Origin of the sequence: Nocardioides insulae DSM 17944, from assembly GCF_000422825.1 — a bacterium.
In the GTDB taxonomy this organism is placed as follows: Bacteria; Actinomycetota; Actinomycetes; order Propionibacteriales; family Nocardioidaceae; genus Nocardioides; species Nocardioides insulae.
Genome location: NZ_KE383929.1, coordinates 294256 through 312511, shown reverse-complemented (window position 1 = coordinate 312511; position 18256 = coordinate 294256). Strand labels below are relative to the sequence as shown.

At 71.0% G+C, this 18256-nt stretch carries 11 protein-coding genes; 9 read left to right on the top strand and 2 right to left on the bottom strand.

The window, feature by feature from the left end:
* Positions 1-23 precede the first annotated feature (23 nt).
* Positions 24-653: a hypothetical protein gene (locus G515_RS0116025; protein ID WP_157571146.1), complete on the bottom strand. Its 630-nt coding sequence runs from the start codon at positions 651-653 to the stop codon at positions 24-26.
* 112 nt (positions 654-765) lie between these two features.
* Here G515_RS0116025 and G515_RS0116020 point away from each other — a divergent pair, with 112 nt between their 5' ends.
* The 3 genes from G515_RS0116020 (at position 766) to G515_RS0116010 (ending at position 4572) form a co-directional block, all read left to right on the top strand.
* Entirely contained in the window at positions 766-1698 is a 933-nt protein-coding gene (locus G515_RS0116020) for an LLM class F420-dependent oxidoreductase (RefSeq protein WP_028660961.1), read from the top strand.
* 240 nt (positions 1699-1938) lie between these two features.
* On the top strand, positions 1939-2829 hold the full coding sequence (gene dapA / locus G515_RS0116015; RefSeq protein ID WP_028660960.1) for a 4-hydroxy-tetrahydrodipicolinate synthase: 891 nt from the start codon (positions 1939-1941) through the stop codon (positions 2827-2829).
* A gap of 57 nt (positions 2830-2886) precedes the next feature.
* A complete protein-coding gene (locus G515_RS0116010; protein ID WP_028660959.1) occupies positions 2887-4572 on the top strand; it encodes a ribonuclease J in 1686 nt (561 codons plus the stop codon).
* Positions 4573-4683: 111 nt separating this feature from the next.
* On the opposite strand, the gene G515_RS22800 is transcribed toward G515_RS0116010, so the two are convergent.
* The gene (locus G515_RS22800; RefSeq protein ID WP_169570659.1) at positions 4684-7719 is read right to left on the bottom strand and encodes a M4 family metallopeptidase; all 3036 of its coding nucleotides are present in this window, start codon (positions 7717-7719) and stop codon (positions 4684-4686) included.
* Between the two features lie 458 nt (positions 7720-8177).
* On the opposite strand from G515_RS22800, the gene G515_RS0116000 reads away from it, so the two are divergent.
* The 6 genes from G515_RS0116000 (at position 8178) to G515_RS21865 (ending at position 18080) form a co-directional block, all read left to right on the top strand.
* Positions 8178-10940, top strand: coding sequence for an FtsK/SpoIIIE family DNA translocase (locus G515_RS0116000; protein ID WP_028660957.1), 2763 nt, complete (start codon positions 8178-8180; stop codon positions 10938-10940).
* A complete protein-coding gene (locus G515_RS22795) occupies positions 10937-12919 on the top strand; it encodes a RodZ domain-containing protein (RefSeq protein WP_028660956.1) in 1983 nt (660 codons plus the stop codon). Before G515_RS0116000 ends, G515_RS22795 begins: the two co-directional genes overlap by 4 nt.
* 157 nt (positions 12920-13076) lie before the next feature.
* Complete coding sequence (gene rimO / locus G515_RS0115990; RefSeq protein WP_245565471.1) at positions 13077-14468, top strand: 30S ribosomal protein S12 methylthiotransferase RimO; 1392 nt, start codon at positions 13077-13079, stop codon at positions 14466-14468.
* Positions 14465-15097, top strand: coding sequence for a CDP-diacylglycerol--glycerol-3-phosphate 3-phosphatidyltransferase (gene pgsA, locus G515_RS0115985; RefSeq protein WP_028660954.1), 633 nt, complete (start codon positions 14465-14467; stop codon positions 15095-15097). The genes rimO and pgsA overlap by 4 nt, the downstream gene beginning before the upstream one ends.
* A gap of 224 nt (positions 15098-15321) precedes the next feature.
* The gene (locus G515_RS21870) at positions 15322-17598 is read left to right on the top strand and encodes a bifunctional metallophosphatase/5'-nucleotidase (RefSeq protein WP_051218483.1); all 2277 of its coding nucleotides are present in this window, start codon (positions 15322-15324) and stop codon (positions 17596-17598) included.
* The gene (locus tag G515_RS21865; protein WP_036555889.1) at positions 17595-18080 is read left to right on the top strand and encodes a CinA family protein; all 486 of its coding nucleotides are present in this window, start codon (positions 17595-17597) and stop codon (positions 18078-18080) included. Before G515_RS21870 ends, G515_RS21865 begins: the two co-directional genes overlap by 4 nt.
* The last annotated feature ends 176 nt before the right edge of the window (positions 18081-18256 follow it).

Sequence of the window (18256 nt, the reverse complement as noted above, 5' to 3'; positions counted from 1 at the left end):
GTGGTGCCCGAGAGAGTGTGTGTTCAGACCAGGGCGAGCGGTGGACCGCGCCGGGTGGCGGGTGAGGGAGCCGGCCGCAGGGCCGGCGTGGATCGGTCACGCAGCGCGGGTGGCCGCTGAAGGACCAGGAGCCGCAGCCGGATGCTTGCGTGCAGGGGCGTGAGCCACTCGATGAGCATTCCGAGGACGGCTCGGTCTGCGCCCTGGCAGACCACGACGGTCACCAGCGCGACCACCGCATGGGCGATCAGCATCGAATGGTCGGAGCCGGAGTGGGTCATCGGATCCGCGCCGGACATCCCGGGCTGCATGCCGCCCATCTCGTGGGACATCCCGAGCGCCATGTCGTGGTGGGCCATCCCGGGGTGGTGCATCCCCGACATGCCCGAGCCGGTGCCGGGGAGGGCCATGATCAGGTGCCACCCCAACTGCGCCGCCGCGGCCGCGAGGACGGCGCGGGTCACGCTCAGGCCGCCTCGGGTCACCAGCCAGGTGCACAGCAGCACCGAGGCCGGCCAGATCAGGGCGGCCGACCAGTGCGGAACCGTCCCACCGGCGACCTGGTGAGCGACCACTGCGCCGAGGCCGCACACGGTGCCCGCGATCGCGCCACGGGTCGCGCGTAGAGGAGGCCGTGCCGGCGTACGCCTCATGGGTCTCCTCTCGCGCGCTCGACATGATCCCAGACCTGACCGTGACCGGCCAAGACCTCCGCGGCGCAGACCGCTCGGGCGGGCGGCTCCAGGGCTGTGGCACAGTGCCCGCATGGAGCTGCGCATCTTCACCGAGCCCCAACAGGGCGCCACCTACGACGACCTCCTGGCCGTGGCCAGCACGGCCGAGGACCTCGGGTTCGGAGCCTTCTTCCGGTCCGACCACTACCTGGCCATGGGGGGCGACGGGCTGCCCGGTCCGACCGACGCGTGGACGACGCTGGCCGGCCTGGCCAGGGAGACCTCCACGATCCGGCTCGGCACCCTGGTCACCAGCGCCACCTTCCGGCACCCGGGCCCGCTGGCGGTGCAGGTCGCCCAGGTCGACCAGATGTCGGGCGGACGGGTCGACTTCGGCCTCGGAGCCGGTTGGTTCGAGGCCGAGCACCGGGCCTACGGGATCCCGTTCCCCGGGGTCGGCGAGCGTTTCGACCGGCTCGAGGAGCAGCTCGCCGTGATCACCGGGCTGTGGGGGAGCGAGGGCGGGTATGCCCACGAGGGCGTGCACTACCAGGTCAGCGACAGCCCCGGGCTGCCCAAGCCGACGCAGCGTGCCGGCCACCGGGGCGGCCCGCCGATCGTGATCGGCGGGAAGGGCAAGGTGCGCACCCCCGCCCTGGCAGCGGCCTACGCCGACGAGTTCAACCTCCCCTTCGGCCCGCTGGAGTCGGTGCGGACCCAGTTCGAGCGCGTTCGCGCCGCCGTCCAGCGCGCCGGCAGGCCGGCCGACTCGATGACCTACTCCGCGGCGCTGGTCCTGTGCGTGGGCAGCGACGAGAGCGAGGTCGAGCGTCGCGCAGCAGCGATCGGGCGGGACAAGGAGGAGCTTCGGACCAACGGCGTCGCCGGCACGCCCGAGGAGGCGATCGCCAAGCTCCGGGCCTACGCCGATGCCGGTGTGGAGCGGGTCTACCTCCAGGTGCTCGATCTGAGCGATCTGGACCACCTCAAGCTGGTGGCCACCGAGGTGATGCCGCGGGTGTGAGCCCGCCGGTCCGTAGCCGAGCGGTCCGGGCCGGTCCGGGCGGATCCGGCCGATCCGGGCAGGGCACGGCGTCCGCATCCGCCGAGCCGGGCCAAGCGCCTGACGGTTCGGGCGGACGCGCGGGCCATCCAGGCAGTGCGCATCGGGTGGTGGCGGGATGGCGCCACCCGCTGGTACCGAGCGACGACGCGCAGGCCTACCGGAGCGGTGGGACGGGGAACTGGGCGATACCCTGGGCCCATGAGTTCTGCTGCGCCCTTCGGCACCGTCCTGACGGCGATGGCCACCCCGTTCCAGACAGACGGCTCGGTCGACCTCGAGGGCGTGCAGAAGGTCGCCCGGCATCTGGTCGCGCACGGCCACGATGGTCTGGTCGTCTCGGGCACGACCGGCGAGTCCCCGACGACCAGCGTCGTCGAGGACGGCGAGATCCTCGCTGCGGTCAAGGACGCCGTCGGCGGTGAGGTCAAGATCGTCGCCGGCATCGGCACCAACGACACCCGCACCAGTCTCGAGCTGGCCCGTCAGGCCGAGAAGATCGGCGTGGACGGGCTGCTCCTGGTCACCCCTTACTACAGCAAGCCCGGCCAGGCCGGGGTGCGCGAGCACTTCCGCCAGGTCGTCTCCGGCGTCGACGTGCCGGTGATGCTCTACGACGTGCCTGGGCGCACCGGCACCGCGATCGGCTACGACGTCTACCGCGAGGCCATCGGCTGGGACACCGTCGTCGCGGTCAAGGAGGCCGCCGGAGATCTCGCCCGCGGCACTCGGCTGATCGATCTCGGCTACACGGTCTACTCCGGTGACGACGCGCTCAACCTCGCCTGGCTGGCCCACGGTGCCGTCGGCATGGTCAGCGTGGTCGGCCACGTCGCCGGCGACCTGCTGCGTGCCATGGTGGACGCCGTCGCCGCCGGCGACCTGGCGGCCGCCCGGGCGGCGTACGCCCGCACCCTCCCGGTGATCGACGCGATCATGGGCGCCCCCAATTACGGCGCCACCGCCGCCAAGGCGGGCCTCGAGCTCCTCGGTGTGCTCGACAACCGGCGGGTCCGCTCGCCGCTGCTGGCCCTGGACGAGACCGAGGTGGCCGCGGTGCGGTCCGGTCTGCAGGCCAGCGGCATCCTCTGATTCCCGACCCTCACGGTCCACGACGAGGCGACTCGGCGCTGACCCGGAAAGGCCTTCATGTCACATCCCCATCCTGAGCTGACCGCTCCCGGTGAACTCCCCGAGGGCGGTCTGCGGGTCACCCCGCTGGGCGGCCTCGGCGAGGTCGGTCGCAACATGACCGTGTTCGAGTACGACGGCCGGCTGCTGATCGTCGACTGCGGCGTGCTCTTCCCCGAGGACCACCACCCGGGCGTCGACCTGATCCTGCCGGACTTCGAACCGATCCGGGACCGGTTGGACCAGGTCGAGGCCCTGGTGCTCACCCACGGGCACGAGGACCACATCGGCGCCACGCCGTTCCTGCTGCGTGAACGCGGCGACATCCCGCTGGTGGGCTCCAAGCTGACCCTCGCGCTGGTGGCGCCGAAGCTGCGCGAGCACCGGCTCAAGGAGACGGTGCGCCACGAGGTCGCCGAGGGCGACACCATCACCTTCGGTCCCTTCGAGCTCGAGTTCGTCGCGGTCAACCACTCGATCCCGGATGCGCTCGCGGTCGCGATCCGTACCGGTGCCGGCGTCGCGCTGCACACCGGTGACTTCAAGATGGACCAGCTGCCCCTCGACGGCCGGATCACCGACCTCCGGGCCTTCGCACGGCTAGGGGAGGCCGGCGTGGACCTGTTCCTCACCGACTCCACCAACGCTGAGGTGCCCGGCTTCACCACCGGCGAGAAGCAGATCACCCCGGTCATCGACCGCGTCTTCCGCGAGTCCGACCAGCGCATCATCGTCGCCTGCTTCGCCTCCCACATCCACCGGGTGCAGCAGGTGCTCGACGCCGCGGCCGCGCACGGCCGCAAGGTCGGGTACGTCGGCCGCTCGATGGTCCGCAACATGCAGATCGCCTCCGACCTGGGCTATCTCGACGTTCCGACCGGGGTGATGGTCGAGGCGAAGGAACTGGCCAAGCTGCCCCCGGAGAAGGTGGTGCTGGTCTCGACCGGCTCCCAGGGGGAGCCGCTCTCTGCGCTGTCGCGGATCGCCAACGGCACCCACAACTTCGTGCACATCGAGCCCGGCGACACCGTGCTGCTGGCATCCTCGCTGATCCCCGGCAACGAGAACGCCGTCTACCGGGTGATCAACGGTCTGGCCCGACTCGGTGCCCACGTCGTGCACAAGGGCAACGCCCTGGTGCACGTGTCGGGTCACGCCTCCGCCGGTGAGCTGCTCTACTGCTACAACATCGTCCAGCCGCGCAACGTGATGCCGGTCCACGGCGAGGTGCGTCATCTTCTCGCCAACGGCGAGGTGGCCGCCTCGGCCGGGATCGACAACGTCGTGATCGCCGAGGACGGCGTGGTCGTCGACCTGATCGACGGGGTCGCCCGGATCACCGGCAAGGTCGACGCGGGCTACGTCTTCGTCGACGGCACCTCGATCGGCGACGTCACCGAGAGCGAGCTCAAGGACCGCCGCATCCTCGGCGAGGAGGGGTTCATCTCGGTGATCGTCGTGGTCGACTCGGTGAGCGGCAAGGTCGCCGCGGGGCCGGAGATCCACGCCCGCGGCCACGCCTGGGCCGACACCGCCTTCGACGACATCAAGCAGCCGATCGCGGACGCCGTCAACCGGGTCGTCGCCGAGGGGACCACCGACACCTACCAACTCCAGCAGACCGTGCGTCGCGTCATCGGCCGCTGGGTGGCCGAGAAGCACCGCCGCCGCCCGATGATCATCCCCGTCGTGCTCGAGGCCTGATCGGCCGAAGGTCGACCGCCCCGCTCACGATGGATCAGGCCCCGCCGGGAGATTCCCGGCGGGGCCTGATCGTCTCCGCGACTCACCGTGGCGAGGCGCGGTGGGGTGGCCTCACGAGTGCTTGTGACCGTGCCTCCAGCCGCGCAGGACGCGGACTTCGAAGCCGTCCTCGGCGGGGGCGTAGGTCTGGTCGCCGGAGTAGGCGGCGATGAGCCTGTGCTTGCCCTCGTCGAGCCCGGACACGCGCACGGTGGCGTACCCGTGCCTGCCGAGCTCGGCACTGCCGAGCACCCGGCCACGCTTCGTGGTCACGGTCACGGTGCCGGTGGCCCTGCCTTCCCGACCGACCACGAGCACCCGCACCTTCGCGGGACGACCCTCCCAGGTGAGCGCCGGTGCGGCGAACACGCGTGCGTCGGCGAGGTCGGCGACCTCGTCACAGGACTCGACGGAGACGTTGTCGACGTACCAGCCGTCGATGCCGTTGCAACCGTCGCGTCCCATGTCGAACCGGATCTGCACCGTGTCGCCCGGCTGGGCGACCGCGGACAGGTCCACGATCGAGGTGCCCCACGACCCGGTCAGCTCGCCGCCGTCGGTGCCGGTCCAGGCGATCTCACCAGCCATCGGGCTGGTGTTGCCGGCCGCCGCCGTCTCCAGCGTGCCGCCGGGGGCGTTGAAGAGGTAGGCATCCGCGGGGATGACCGCGAAGTCGCCGCCGTTGACGCTGACCTTGACGTTGCCGCCGTCCCAGCCGGCCTCGGTCGCCACGTAGTGGTCGAAGGACAGCCGGGGCGTCTCGCCCGCGGGCACGGTGATGTCCGGGCTCGTCAGGCCGCTCCGACTGGAGATGTCCTCGGCGTCGGCGGCACAGGAGCCGGAGGTCGGGTCGGGGGCGTAGGCGACCGCGCTGTCGTGCCCACCGGGGACCTCGGCGGCGGCCTTGCCCTCCCACGGGATCTCCTCGGCGCCGTAGACCATGTCGGAGTCCTGGGTCCAGCCGGCCAGGCCGTCCTCGAAGTCCTCCTCGTAGCTCACCACGGAGCTGGTGCCCTCACCGCAGTTCAGCTGCGGAGCACCATCGGCGAGGATCGGCTCCCAGGCGCACTCCGCGGTGGGGTCCAGGCGCAGTTCGGTGGCCGCGATCGCTGCGGTCACGGCGCTGCAGTCTGCCGCGGTGATCGGATCGGCGAGCTCCGGCGTCATGGCGCCGTCGGAGCCGTCGGCCGCGGTCGGGTCGCCGAGGGTGACCTGGTTGATCTCGGCGCCGGTCAGGTCGGCGCAGGAGGACTCCAGGGCGTTCGCGAGGTCGGGGAAGAACGAGGACGGCGTGAGGTACTCGCTCTGGGCACGCCAGAACAGGTTGGCCGCCTTGTCCAGCCCGATAGGCTCCACGCCCTCACCGGCGCTGCCGTCGACCAGGACCGCGAAGGTGCGGTTGACCACGCCGGAGTTGGTGTGGACGCCGCCGCCGTCCTCGGCGGAGCAGTGGTACTCCTCATCGGAGACCTTGCCCGGGTCGCCGTAGCAGTTGGGGTTCCACATGTCGCGGATGGCGCCGCCGAAGGCCGGGTCGGACTCGCCCGAGAGCCAGCGGTAGGTGTCGTCCTTGGCGTCGGTCGAGGAGTCCCAGACCCGGAAGTCCACCGGCCCACCGGCGGTCTTGAACTTGGCGCCGTCCGCCTGGGCGACCATCACGCCGTAGATGTCGGCGTCGCCGGACATCGAGATCGGCGCGTCGGCGTTGGTGTTGCCGACCACGATGCCGCTCGCGCCGGCCGCCTCGGCGTTGGCGGCCTTGACCGCGAACCCGCAGGTGCCGCGGTCGACATAGGCCCAGTTGCCGGCGATCTCGGCGGCATTGTCGAAGGCCGAGCAGCCGTCGGTGGCGCTCGGACCGGCATCGTCTGCCGGGTCGGTGGCCACCACGGCGGTCGCCTCGATCGGCTCCTGGGTGATGACCGGACCGAACGACGCCGGAGCCGAGGTGCAGGGGCCGGCGACCGTGGCGGGCTCGGTGATCTCCAGCGAGATCGCCGAGCGGGTGTAGGCCGAACAGGTGCCCTCGGTGCGGAGTACGGCGTCCTCAGGGGTCTCGCCGCCCTCGTTGTGTCGGGCATTGAGCATGTCGACGGTCTCGCCCCAGATGTCGGAGTAGGCCTCGTTCATGGCGCCGGCCTGCCACTGGTAGATCAGGCCCGAGGTGTACTCGGTGTAGGCGTGGCCCCACTCGTGGGCGACGGTGTCGTCACCGGTGACCCCGGAGCAGTAGTTGGTGGTGACGCCGTTCCAGTTGGCGTTGGGGCAGCTGATCCTCGGGTCGTTGTTGACCGTGATCATCGGCGAGCCCTCGCCGTCGTAGGAGTCACGACCGAAGGTGTTCATGAACATCCAGTACGCCTCGGAGGTGCCGAGCACCTCGTTCTGGTGGTCCTGGTTCAGGTCGGCGGGGAAGGCATCGCCCTCGCTCCAGACCGGCGCGTCCAGGCCTCCGACGGTGTCATCGGAGGGGTCCTCGGGCGTGCCGTTGTCGTCGCGGTAGGCCTCGTAGAGATGACGGTCGAGGGCGTGCGCCATCATCGAGTAGCGGTTGAGTGCCTTGCCGGTGAGCGCGTCGAGGATCACCGTCTCGCGGACGCTCTCGTCGTTGCTGACCTCGAGCACCCAGGCGAGCTTGGCCTCGCCCTCGATGCCCCGGGTGGTGCCCATCCGGTAGATCATCAGCTCGTTGGACTTGACCTCCAGCCCGCCGGTGTCGATCTTCCCCGCCTCGGGGTCGTGCCCGACCGGCAGCTCCCGGACCGTGGCCAGCGCCCGCTCGGCCGCCTGGTCCTTGGTGAAGGACGGCGTGGTGGAGAGCCCGAGATCGGGGACGAGGAAGCCGTTGACCGAGGTCAGCTGCCCCTGCTGGTCGACCCGCGCGAGCAGGTCGGAGGCGAAGACCGGTACGCCGTCGTACTCCTGGGTGTACTCGACCGTGTAGCCGGTGGGGTTCTCCCGCACCTCGGCGTCGACGAGTTGGTCGGCGGGCGCACCGAACGCCGGCGCGAACTCGGTCAGGAAGGCGTCCGTCTTGCGCTCCGCCGCAGCCGCCGGCGCGGCCGAGCGCAGGCTCGGGCCGGGGAACAGGTCGCCGTCAGTGCTCACGAAGCCGATCTCGCCGGTGGCCGGCTGCTTCGAGACCTCCACAGCGCTGGTGGCGTTGGTGCGTAGCTCCGCGGTCCAGTCGGGCGGAGCCGAGCTTGCGGATGCGGGTGTAGGTGACAGGAGTGGAGCGGCCGCGAAGCCCGCCCCGAGAACTGCGAGGGCCAAGCCCTGCCTGAGCTGTTTCACGAGAGGGATCTCCTCCGAGTCGGATGGTCGGATGGCCCACAGAGCCATCCAGGTGAAACTAGGGACAACAGCGCAGGGGGGTCCAGTGCCGCGGAGGTGATCGTGGATAACGAGTTGGCACCGATTCCTCCGGGAAAGTTCCCGCCTGCCCTGTGATCTCGGTCATTCCAGCAGCGGGTGTGTGCATCCGTCGAGGGTGGCGAGACGGTTGGGGAGCGACACGACGCGTGTGATACCTGTGGCTGGTGTGACGATCGCCTAGGTTGGGCGGCATGGCGACCCGTACGTCTTCCCCGCCGGGGTCGCGGAACAGTGCTGCGTCCAACGCAAGCAAGTCCCGATCCCGGAGTACGTCCACCACCCGACCCGCGCCCCAGACCAGGGCGCGCTCCAAGGCATCCCCTGCCAAGGGGTCGAAGAAGGGATCGAGCACGGCGAAACGGTCCGGTGCCGCGAAGGGTTCGGCCGGCGCCCGACGGCCCGCACCGCGGGCGGTCCGGACCGGGCGCGGACCGATCGCCCGTCTCTTCGACGGGATCTTCCGACTGATCGCCACGGTGTGGCTCGGGCTGGCGCACGGCGTCGGGGCGGTCGCACGAGGGGTGGGTCGCGGTGCGCGGGATCTCGACCCCGAGCACCGTCGGGACGGGGTGGGACTCTTCGTCCTGGCTCTGGCAATGATCGTGGCGGCCGCGGTCTGGTTCCAGCTTCCGGGCGGAGTCTTCTCCTTCACCCGGGCCGCGATCGAGGGCAGCGTCGGCAAGGTCGCCTGGCTGGTGCCGCTGGCGCTCCTGTACGTGTCGGTGCGCACCATGCGCGACCCCATCCACAACGGCCCCGCCGGCCGACAGGTGATCGGCTGGACGGCGTTCGCGCTCGGCGTGCTCGGGATCGTGCACATCGCCAACGGCAGCCCCGAGCCGGTCGCCGGGGACGCCTCCAACCTGCGCGATGCCGGCGGCGCGGTCGGGTTCGTGATCAGCTCGCTGCTCCTGGACCTGCTGCGGACGCCGTACGTCGTGGTGCCGCTGCTGGGGCTGCTCGCCTTCTTCGGGGTGCTGGTCATCACCGCGACCCCGCTCTACCAGATCCCGGACCGGCTCGCCGAGCTGCGCGACCGGGCACTGGGCCGCAACCTGGACTACTGGGACGGGGTCGACGGCGCCGAGCGCGTCCACGGTCGTGCCCTGGACGACACCATCGACCCCGACATGGGCGACCCCGCCTACGACTCCCCGATCCTGGAGGAGGCGCCGGCGAAGAAGAAGGGCCGGCGCAAGGACTCCCTCGACCTGGCTCTCGAGGAGGGCGAGGACGAGATCGCGCCCGACGCGGGCCACAGCATGCTCGAGCGGCGCGGCCTGGGCAGGCGCGGCAAGGCCGCCGCAGACACCGGGGCCACCGCAGACACCGAGGACACCGGCCCCGTCGGCGGCGATCCGAACCGGGACACCATGCCCCGCCTCAAGAAGATCGATCCGGACGCCGAGGAGCCCCAGGACCACGTCGAACCCCCGCCGCACGCGGACCTGCCCCAGCGGGTCGAGCAGCTGGCCCTGTCGGGCGATGTCGTCTACTCCCTACCCGGCGGCGACACGCTCAAGCAGGGCACGCCGCACAAGTCGCGGTCCAAGGCAAGCGACGACGTGGTGCAGCGGCTGGCGAACGTGCTGGACGAGTTCAACATCGACGCGCAGGTCACCGGATACACCCGTGGCCCAACGGTGACCCGCTACGAGGTGGAGCTCGGCCCGGGTGTCAAGGTCGAGAAGATCGGCAACATCCAGAAGAACATCGCCTACGCCGTCGCTTCGGCCGACGTGCGCATCCTCAGCCCGATCCCCGGCAAGTCCGCGGTCGGGGTGGAGATCCCGAACACCGACAAGGAGATCGTCACCCTCGGCGACGTGCTCCGATCCAACGCCGCCCGGGGCGACCACCATCCGATGGTCACCGGTGTCGGCAAGGACGTCGAGGGTGGCTTCGTGGTGGCCAACCTGGCCAAGATGCCGCACCTGCTGGTCGCCGGCGCCACCGGTTCGGGTAAGTCCTCGTTCATCAACTCGATGATCACCTCGATCCTGATGCGGAGCACTCCCGACGAGGTGCGGATGATCATGGTCGACCCGAAACGGGTCGAGCTGAACGCCTATGAGGGCGTCCCGCACCTGATCACCCCGATCATCACGAGTCCGAAGAAGGCCGCCGAGGCGCTGCAGTGGGTCGTGCGCGAGATGGACATGCGCTACGACGACCTGGCCAACTTCGGCTTCCGACACATCGACGACTTCAACAAGGCGGTCCGCGCGGGCAAGATCGAACTGCCGCCGGGGAGCGAGCGGGAGCTCGCGCCGTACCCGTATCTGCTGGTCATCGTCGACGAGCTGGCCGACCTGATGATGGTGGCGCCGCGCGACGTCGAGGACTCCGTCGTCCGGATCACCCAGCTGGCCCGCGCCGCCGGCATCCACCTGGTGCTGGCCACCCAGCGCCCCTCGGTCGACGTCGTGACCGGTCTGATCAAGGCGAACGTGCCCTCACGGCTGGCCTTCGCGACCTCGTCGCTGGCCGACTCGCGGGTGATCCTGGACCAGCCGGGGGCGGAGAAGCTGGTCGGTCAGGGTGACGGCCTCTTCCTGCCGATGGGCGCCTCGAAGCCGATGCGTGTGCAGGGGTCGTGGGTGACCGAGGGCGAGATCGCCACCGTGGTCAAGGCCTGCCGGGAGCAGCTCGAGCCCAGCTACCGCGAGGACGTCACCGCCCCCGTGGAGAGCAAGAAGGTGCTCGACGACGACATCGGGGACGACATGGACCTGGTGGTCCAGGCGATCGAACTGGTGGTCTCCACCCAGTTCGGGTCCACCTCGATGCTGCAGCGAAAGCTGCGGGTGGGCTTCGCCAAGGCCGGCCGCCTGATGGACATCTTGGAGTCCCGCGGTGTGGTCGGCCCCAGTGAGGGCAGCAAGGCCCGGGACGTACTCGTCAAACCGGACGAGATCGACAGTGTGATCGCCGTGATCCAGGGGGAGTCATGAGCAGGATCCGTGAGACCGACGACAACATCGACCTGATCGCGGGAGCCGAAGGGCTCGGCGAGGACGTGCAGGGCCACGAGGCCCCCGCCGTCCCCGAGGACTCCGCGGAGCGCAGCGGCAACCCGAGCGTCGAGGTACGCCGCAACGGCCGGCTGGCCATCGTGCTGGGCCTGGTGTCCGGCGCCTTGTCGCTCGCCTTCCTGATGCGGGGACAGGGCACCGTGGACTGGGTCCTGGGCGGAGTGCTGGCGCTGGTCGCGCTGGTGTGGGCCTGGGTCGCGGCCGACGCCCGGACCCCGCTCCTGGTCGCCGACGACCACGGCATCCGGATCCGGCTCGGCCGGGTGTGGAACGGCATGCCCTGGTCGGAACTCGACGAGGTCGAGCACCAACCCCGCAAGGGCATGCTGCGCGACGGCAGGCTGGTGCTGCTGCCGCGTGATGCCGACGCCCAGGACGCCGCCATCCCCGCCGCAGCCCGGCGCCGGGCCGCGCTCTCCCGCAGGTTGTACGGCGTCTCCTTCGCAGTGCCGCTCGGCATGACCACCCTGGTCAGCAGCGGCAGCCGCGACCTCACCGAGCGACTCGCCGGGCTGGCGGGCGAACAGACCACGATCGTCGAGATCGACACCTCGCTGGCGGAGGACGCCGGCGCGGAACCCGCCCCCGACGCCGTCAGCGACGGGGGTGCCGCCGAGGCGTCCGCGGATTCGGCGGGAGACGACGCGGTCTCCGGGATGAGCCCGGAGAGGGCCGTCGAGCCCGGTCCGGATCGCGTCGTTGAGACCAGTGTGGACACCGACGTGGACACCGACGTGGAGCAGCGGCCCACCACCACATCGCCGACTCCGTTGCCGGAGTGGCCGCTGGTCGCTGCCCACCGGCCGGCGTCGGTTCCCGAGTCCGCTGTTCACAGCGCTGTTGAGACCGCTGCCGGGTCCGCTCCCCAGCCCGGTCCTGAGTCCGCTCCCGAACCCGCCGCTGCGGCCCCAGAGGCGCAGCCGGATCGGGAGGACACCCGGCCGGTGGCGAGGCCCCGCATCCTGCCCACCGCGACTCCCGGACCCCAGCGGACCCCCGTGGACGCCGTACGGGCGCAGATCGTGCGCGACCATCAGCCCCGGGTCGGCACGATCGGCGCGACCGCGCTGCAGGCCGACTTGCACTCCTCGGTCGTCACCGCACCCGGGGTCACCCCGATCGCACGACCGGGCGAGGCCGTCGAGCCGATCGTCATCGAGGAACCCGACGTGGAGCCCGCACCCGAGCCGGTGATCGGGCCGCAGCTCGCCGCGGCGCGGACCAGGCTGGGACTGACAGTCGACCAGATCGCCGACCGGACCCGGATCCGGCCGCACGTGATCGAATCCATCGAGGTCGACGACTTCGCCCCGTGCGGCGGCGACTTCTACGCGCGAGGCCACCTGCGCACGCTCGCTCGTGTCCTCGGCGTCGAGGGGGCCCCGCTGCTGGAGGCCTACGACGCCACCTACGCGGATGCCCCGCTCGATCCGCGGGCCGTCTTCGAGGCCGAACTGGCCACCGGGTCCTCGGGCACCATCCGACGGATGCGCGGCGGACCGAACTGGTCGGTGCTGGTGGCCGCCGTGATGGCCGTGGTGTTGCTGTGGTCGGTGGCCAGGCTGGTGATGGACGACTCGCGCCCGAGTGCGCCAGACGTGGCCGGCCTCGCCGGCGACTCCCATGGCATGACCAACCCCTACGGCAGGACCGCTGCCCCCGTACCCGTCTCGGTGACCGCCGCAGGCGGCGGCTCCAACGTCGTCGTACGTGACGGGACCGGGGACGTGGTCTTCAACGGCGACCTCGCCTTCGGTCAGACCAAGCACCTCAAGGCCTCGCCGCCGGTGCGCGTGCAGAGCTCTGACGGCTCCGTCGAGGTGTCGGTCAACGGCGAGGACCCGGCGGCGATCGGGGCTACCGGCGAGCAGGCCCAGAAGACCTACACCGCCCGCTGACCGCCCGCTGCTCGCATGGTCCCGGCCGGGGCCGGAGGATTCCGGCGCCCGGCCGCGCGACTGCCATACTCGAAACGACATGACCACATCTGCCACCGCGCCCCAGCACACCCCTGCCCCCGACCCGGAGCGGGGGGAACCCGAACTCTCCGTCGCGATGGTGACGCTCGGGTGCACCCGCAATGAGGTCGACTCCGAGGAGTTGGCCGGCCGGCTGCGCGCCGGCGGGTTCCGGCTGGTGGCGGATCCCGAGGACGCCGACACCGTGGTGGTCAACACCTGCGGCTTCGTCGAGCAGGCCAAGAAGGACTCGGTCGACACCCTGCTGGAGGCGGCCGACCTCAAGGTCGAGCATGGTGGTCGGGCCCAGGCGGTCGTGGCGGTCGGGTGCATGGCGGAGCGGTACGGCAAGGAGCTCGCCTCCTCGCTGCCCGAGGCCGATGCGGTGCTCGGCTTCGACGACTACCCGGACATCGCCGCCCGCCTGCGCGGCATCGTCGCGGGCGAGACGCACCACCCGCACACGCCGAAGGATCGGCGACTGCTGCTTCCGATCAGCCCCGCGGAGCGGGACGCCGGTTCGCTCTCGGTCCCCGGTCTGGCCGGCGCGGACGTCACCGACTTCTCCGAGGTGCGGGCCCGGCTGGACGACGCCCCCTGGGCACCGCTCAAGCTCGCCAGCGGCTGCGATCGACGCTGCACCTTCTGCGCCATCCCGAGTTTCCGCGGCTCGTTCGTGAGCCGCCGGCCCTCCGATGTGCTCCATGAGGCGGCCTGGCTGGGTCAGCAGGGGGTCAAGGAACTCTTCCTGGTCAGCGAGAACTCCACCTCCTACGGCAAGGACCTCGGTGACCTGCGGCTGCTCGAGACGCTGCTGCCCGAGCTCGCAGCCGTCGACGGCATCGCCCGCGTGCGGGTTTCCTACCTGCAGCCCGCCGAGACCCGGCCGGGCCTGGTGGCCCGGATCGCCGACACCCCCGGGGTGGCGCCGTACTTCGATCTCTCCTTCCAGCATGCGAGCAACGCCGTACTGCGCCGGATGAAGCGCTTCGGCGACCCCGACAGCTTCCTCGGCCTACTCGACCAGATCCGGTCGCTGGCCCCCGAGGCCGGCATCCGGTCGAACGTCATCGTTGGCTTCCCCGGCGAGACCGAGCAGGACCTCGAGATCCTGTGCGACTTCCTCGAGTCCGCCCGGCTCGATGTGACCGGCGTGTTCGGCTACTCCGACGAGGAGGGCACCGCTGCGGCCGGGTTCACCGACAAGCTCGACGAGGACGAGGTGCGGGCGCGCACCGAGCACGTGACGGCGCTGGTGGAGGAGCTCACCGCGCAGCGGGCCGAGGAGCGGATCGGGCAGACCCTCGACGTACTCGTCGAGTCGGTGGAGGACGGCACCGTGACCGGACGCGCCGCCCATCAGGGGCCGGAGGTGGACGGCGTCACCACCCTCGTCGAGTGCTCCGCGAAGGTGGGTGACATGGTGCGGGCGAGCGTCGTCGCCACCGAGGGCGCCGACCTGATCGCCCGAGCCGAGGAGGCCCGTTGAACGAGCACCAGAGCGAGCCGGTGACCAAGCCCAGCAACTGGAACCTGCCCAACGTCCTCACCATGTTCCGCATCGCGATGGTGCCGGTCTTCGGCTTCGCGCTGCTGCACGACGGCGGCGACTCCAGCACCTGGCGCTGGTTGGCGGTGGGCATCTTCGTGCTCGCCATGATCACCGACAAGATCGACGGCGACCTGGCCCGTGCCCGGGGGCTGGTGACCGACTTCGGCAAGATCGCCGACCCGATCGCGGACAAGGCGATCACCGGCATGGCACTGATCGGTCTCTCCATCGTCGGTGACGTGTGGTGGTGGGTCACCATCGTGGTGCTCCTGCGGGAGTGGAGCGTGACGGCGCTGCGACTCTCCGTGCTCAGCAGGCTGGTGATCCCCGCGGACCAGTTGGGCAAGATCAAGACCGCCGTGCAGGCGGTCGCTCTCACCGTGCTCACCATGCCGCTGCCGCACGGCGACTCGCACGGCGGCGCCTTCGACGCGCTGGGCATGCCCGGCGAGATCCTCTTCTACGCCGGTCAGGTGCTCCTGGCCGTGGCGGTCGTACTCACCATGTGGTCCGGCTTCGAGTTCTACCGGAGCGTGTGGCAGCAGCGGCATCACCTGCGCGGCTGAGACCTCCCGACAGTTCTCGGCCTGCGGTTCCGTCGATCCTCGTGCGGGACGTCGAGCAGGGGCCCCCGGACCCGATCGGAGCACCCCACCGCATCGGCGGGCCGATGGTCACCGGGCGTTCACCGTGTCGTCCGGAGCGGACGTTCAGCAATCGTTAGGGTCGGGTGATCGCGGGTACCGCTCGGCGGTCGCCTGCGCCCACCCCCTCAGCGAAGGTCGTGCTCATGATCTCTGCTCGTCACTCCCTGATCGGTGCCCTGGCCTCGGTCCTGGTCACGGCCCCGTTGGCCGTGGGCGCGGTCGCCGGGCCGGCGCACGCCGAGGCGGTGCCGATCAGGCTCCTGGACATCAACGACTTCCACGGCCGCATCGACGCCAACACCACCGCGTTCGCCACCACCGTGGAGCAGCAGCGTGCCGAAGCGGGGGAGGCCAACACCCTGTTCCTGTCCGCCGGGGACAACATCGGTGCGTCCTTGTTCGCCTCCGCAGTGCAGGAGGATCAGCCCACGATCGACGTCCTGAACGCGCTCGGCCTCACCGCCTCCGCGGTCGGCAATCACGAGTTCGACAAGGGCGTCGAGGACCTCACCGGCCGAGTGGGCGCGGCCGCGGACTGGAGCTACCTCGGCGCCAACGTCTATCAGGCGGGCACCACGACACCGGTGCTCGATGCCTACACCACCCGCGAGATCGGCGGGCTCACCGTCGGCGTGATCGGCGCGGTCACCCAGGAGACACCCAGCCTGGTCTCCCCGGACGGTGTCGCGGGCCTGGAGTTCGGGGACCCGGTGGAGGCCGTCAACCGGGTGGCCGCCGAACTCAGCGACGGTGAGGATGCCAACGGCGAGGCGGACGTGATCGTGGCCGAGTACCACGACGGGGCGTCGGCAGGCACCCCGGAGGAGGCCACCCTCGAGGACGAGGTGGCCGCCGGCGGTGCGTTCGCGCAGATCGTCAACGACACCGCGCCGGAGGTCGACGTGATCTTCACCGGCCACACCCACAAGCAGTACGCCTGGGACGCCCCGCTGCCCGGAGGCGGCACCCGGCCGGTGGTCCAAACCGGCTCGTACGGCGAGTTCGTCGGCCAGGTCGACATCACCGTCGACTCCGAGAGCGGCGAGGTGACGGCGTACGCCGCGAGCAACGTCCCGCGGGCCGCCCAGGCGGACACCTCGCTGCCCCGGGTGGCCGAGGTCGACGGCATCGTCAAGGCCGCTCTCGCGCACGCCGACGAGGTCGGGAGCCAACCGGTCGGGGAGATCACCGACGACATCACCACCGCGTTCAACGCCGGGGTCCGCGACGACCGGTCCGCTGAGTCCACCCTCGGGGGCCTGGTGGCCGACGCGCTGCGCGAGGGTGTCTCGGACATCGCCGACGTCGACCTGGGGATCACCAACCCGGGTGGTCTCCGGGACGAACTCCTCTACGCCGGGGACACCGCGGAGAACCCTGCGAACACGGACGGCGTGGTCACCTACGCGGAGGCCAACCAGGTCCTCCCGTTCAACAACACCGTGTCGCTCGGTCAGCTGACCGGCGCCCAGATCGTCTCGGTGCTCGAGCAGCAGTGGCAGCCGGCCGGTGTCGCGCGGCCCTACCTGCAGTTGGGGCTCTCGCAGAACGTCTCGGTGACCGCGGACGCCGGTGCACCGGCGGGCGAGCGGATCACCTCGGTGCGGGTCGACGGCGAGCCCCTCGACCCGGCACGGAGCTACACGGTCTCCACCCTCTCCTTCCTGTCCGCGGGCGGCGACAACTTCACCGCCTTCCAGGAGGGGGAGTGGACCGACACCGGGCTGCTCGATGCGGAGTTGTGGCGCGACTACCTCGCGGCGAACTCGCCGGTCAGCCCCGACTTCGCCCGGCGCCAGGTGTTCACCAGCGGCCTGCCGGCCGAACTTCCCGCGGGTGGGCCCAGCACCTTCGTCCTGGGTCCGGACGCTGAGTCGCCGTCCCAGCCCTTCACCGGTGAGACCCTCGACCTCACCTCCCTCGGTGCCCCGTTCAACACCTCGCTCACCGCGACCGGCACCGGCGCAGCGGGCCAGCTGCTCGAGCTGGGGAGCTTCCCGGTCGAGGCCGGCACCGCGGAGGTGTCCCTCGATGTACCCGCGGAGTTGGCCGGCGGCGAGATCCAGTTGGTGGCGGAGCCGTCGGGCACCGCGGTCACCGTGCCGGTGGGGGCGGCGGCGCTCGAGCCGGCCACGATCCGGGCACTGGCTCTCCCCGTCAAGCAGGGGAGGACCGGCCGGGTCGTGGCGCACGTGCGCGGTCCCGAGCCGACCCTGCGCGGCACGGTCGAACTCCGCGACGACGCGAGGGTGCTCGACCGGGCTCGGCTGCGTGGCCCGGCCGCCGTGCTGCGCTTCGACACCCGGGGCTGGAAGCCCGGCCGTCATCGCCTCACCGTGGCGTACGCCGGCGACGAACACACCGGCCCGGCCGAGCGCTCGGTCACCGTCTGGGTGCTGCCCGGGCACGGACAGTCGTGACCGCCGCCGACGGCGCCGCTGAGCGTCTGCATCGAATCCTGCTCAGTGGCGGCGCCACGGTGGCGACCGCGGAGTCGTTGACCGGGGGGCGGCTCGCGGCCAGAATCACCGACGTGCCGGGTGTCTCGGCCACCTACCGGGGCGGAGCGGTCACCTATGCCACCGAGCTGAAGGTGTCCGTGCTCGGCGTGCCCGAGGACACCGTCGCCAGGCACGGCGTGGTCTCGGCAGAGTGCGCGGCCGCCATGGCCGAGGGCGCGAGGTCGCTCACCGGGGCGACGTACGCGCTCTCCACCACCGGGGTGGCCGGGCCGGACCAGCAGGAGGACAAACCGGCGGGCACCGTGTACGTCGGTGTGGCCGGGCCGGACGGGGTGACCACCGTGTCACTCGGACTGAGCGGCACCCGCACGCAGATCCAGGAGCAGACCTGCGACGCGGCCCTGGCAGCACTCGCGGAACTGCTCGACCCGCGGACCTGAGCCGCCGTGTACGACGTACTCGCGGCGTGAGCGACCGTCTCAGCAGCGGGTTGCCCGACGCACCCCGACCCGAGCGACGAGTCACCTGAGCGGGAAGAACCACCCCTCGGGTAGCGTTGCCTCTACGCATTCGAGCGAGATCGATGCTCGACCCCACGGACACGCCGTCCCGGGGC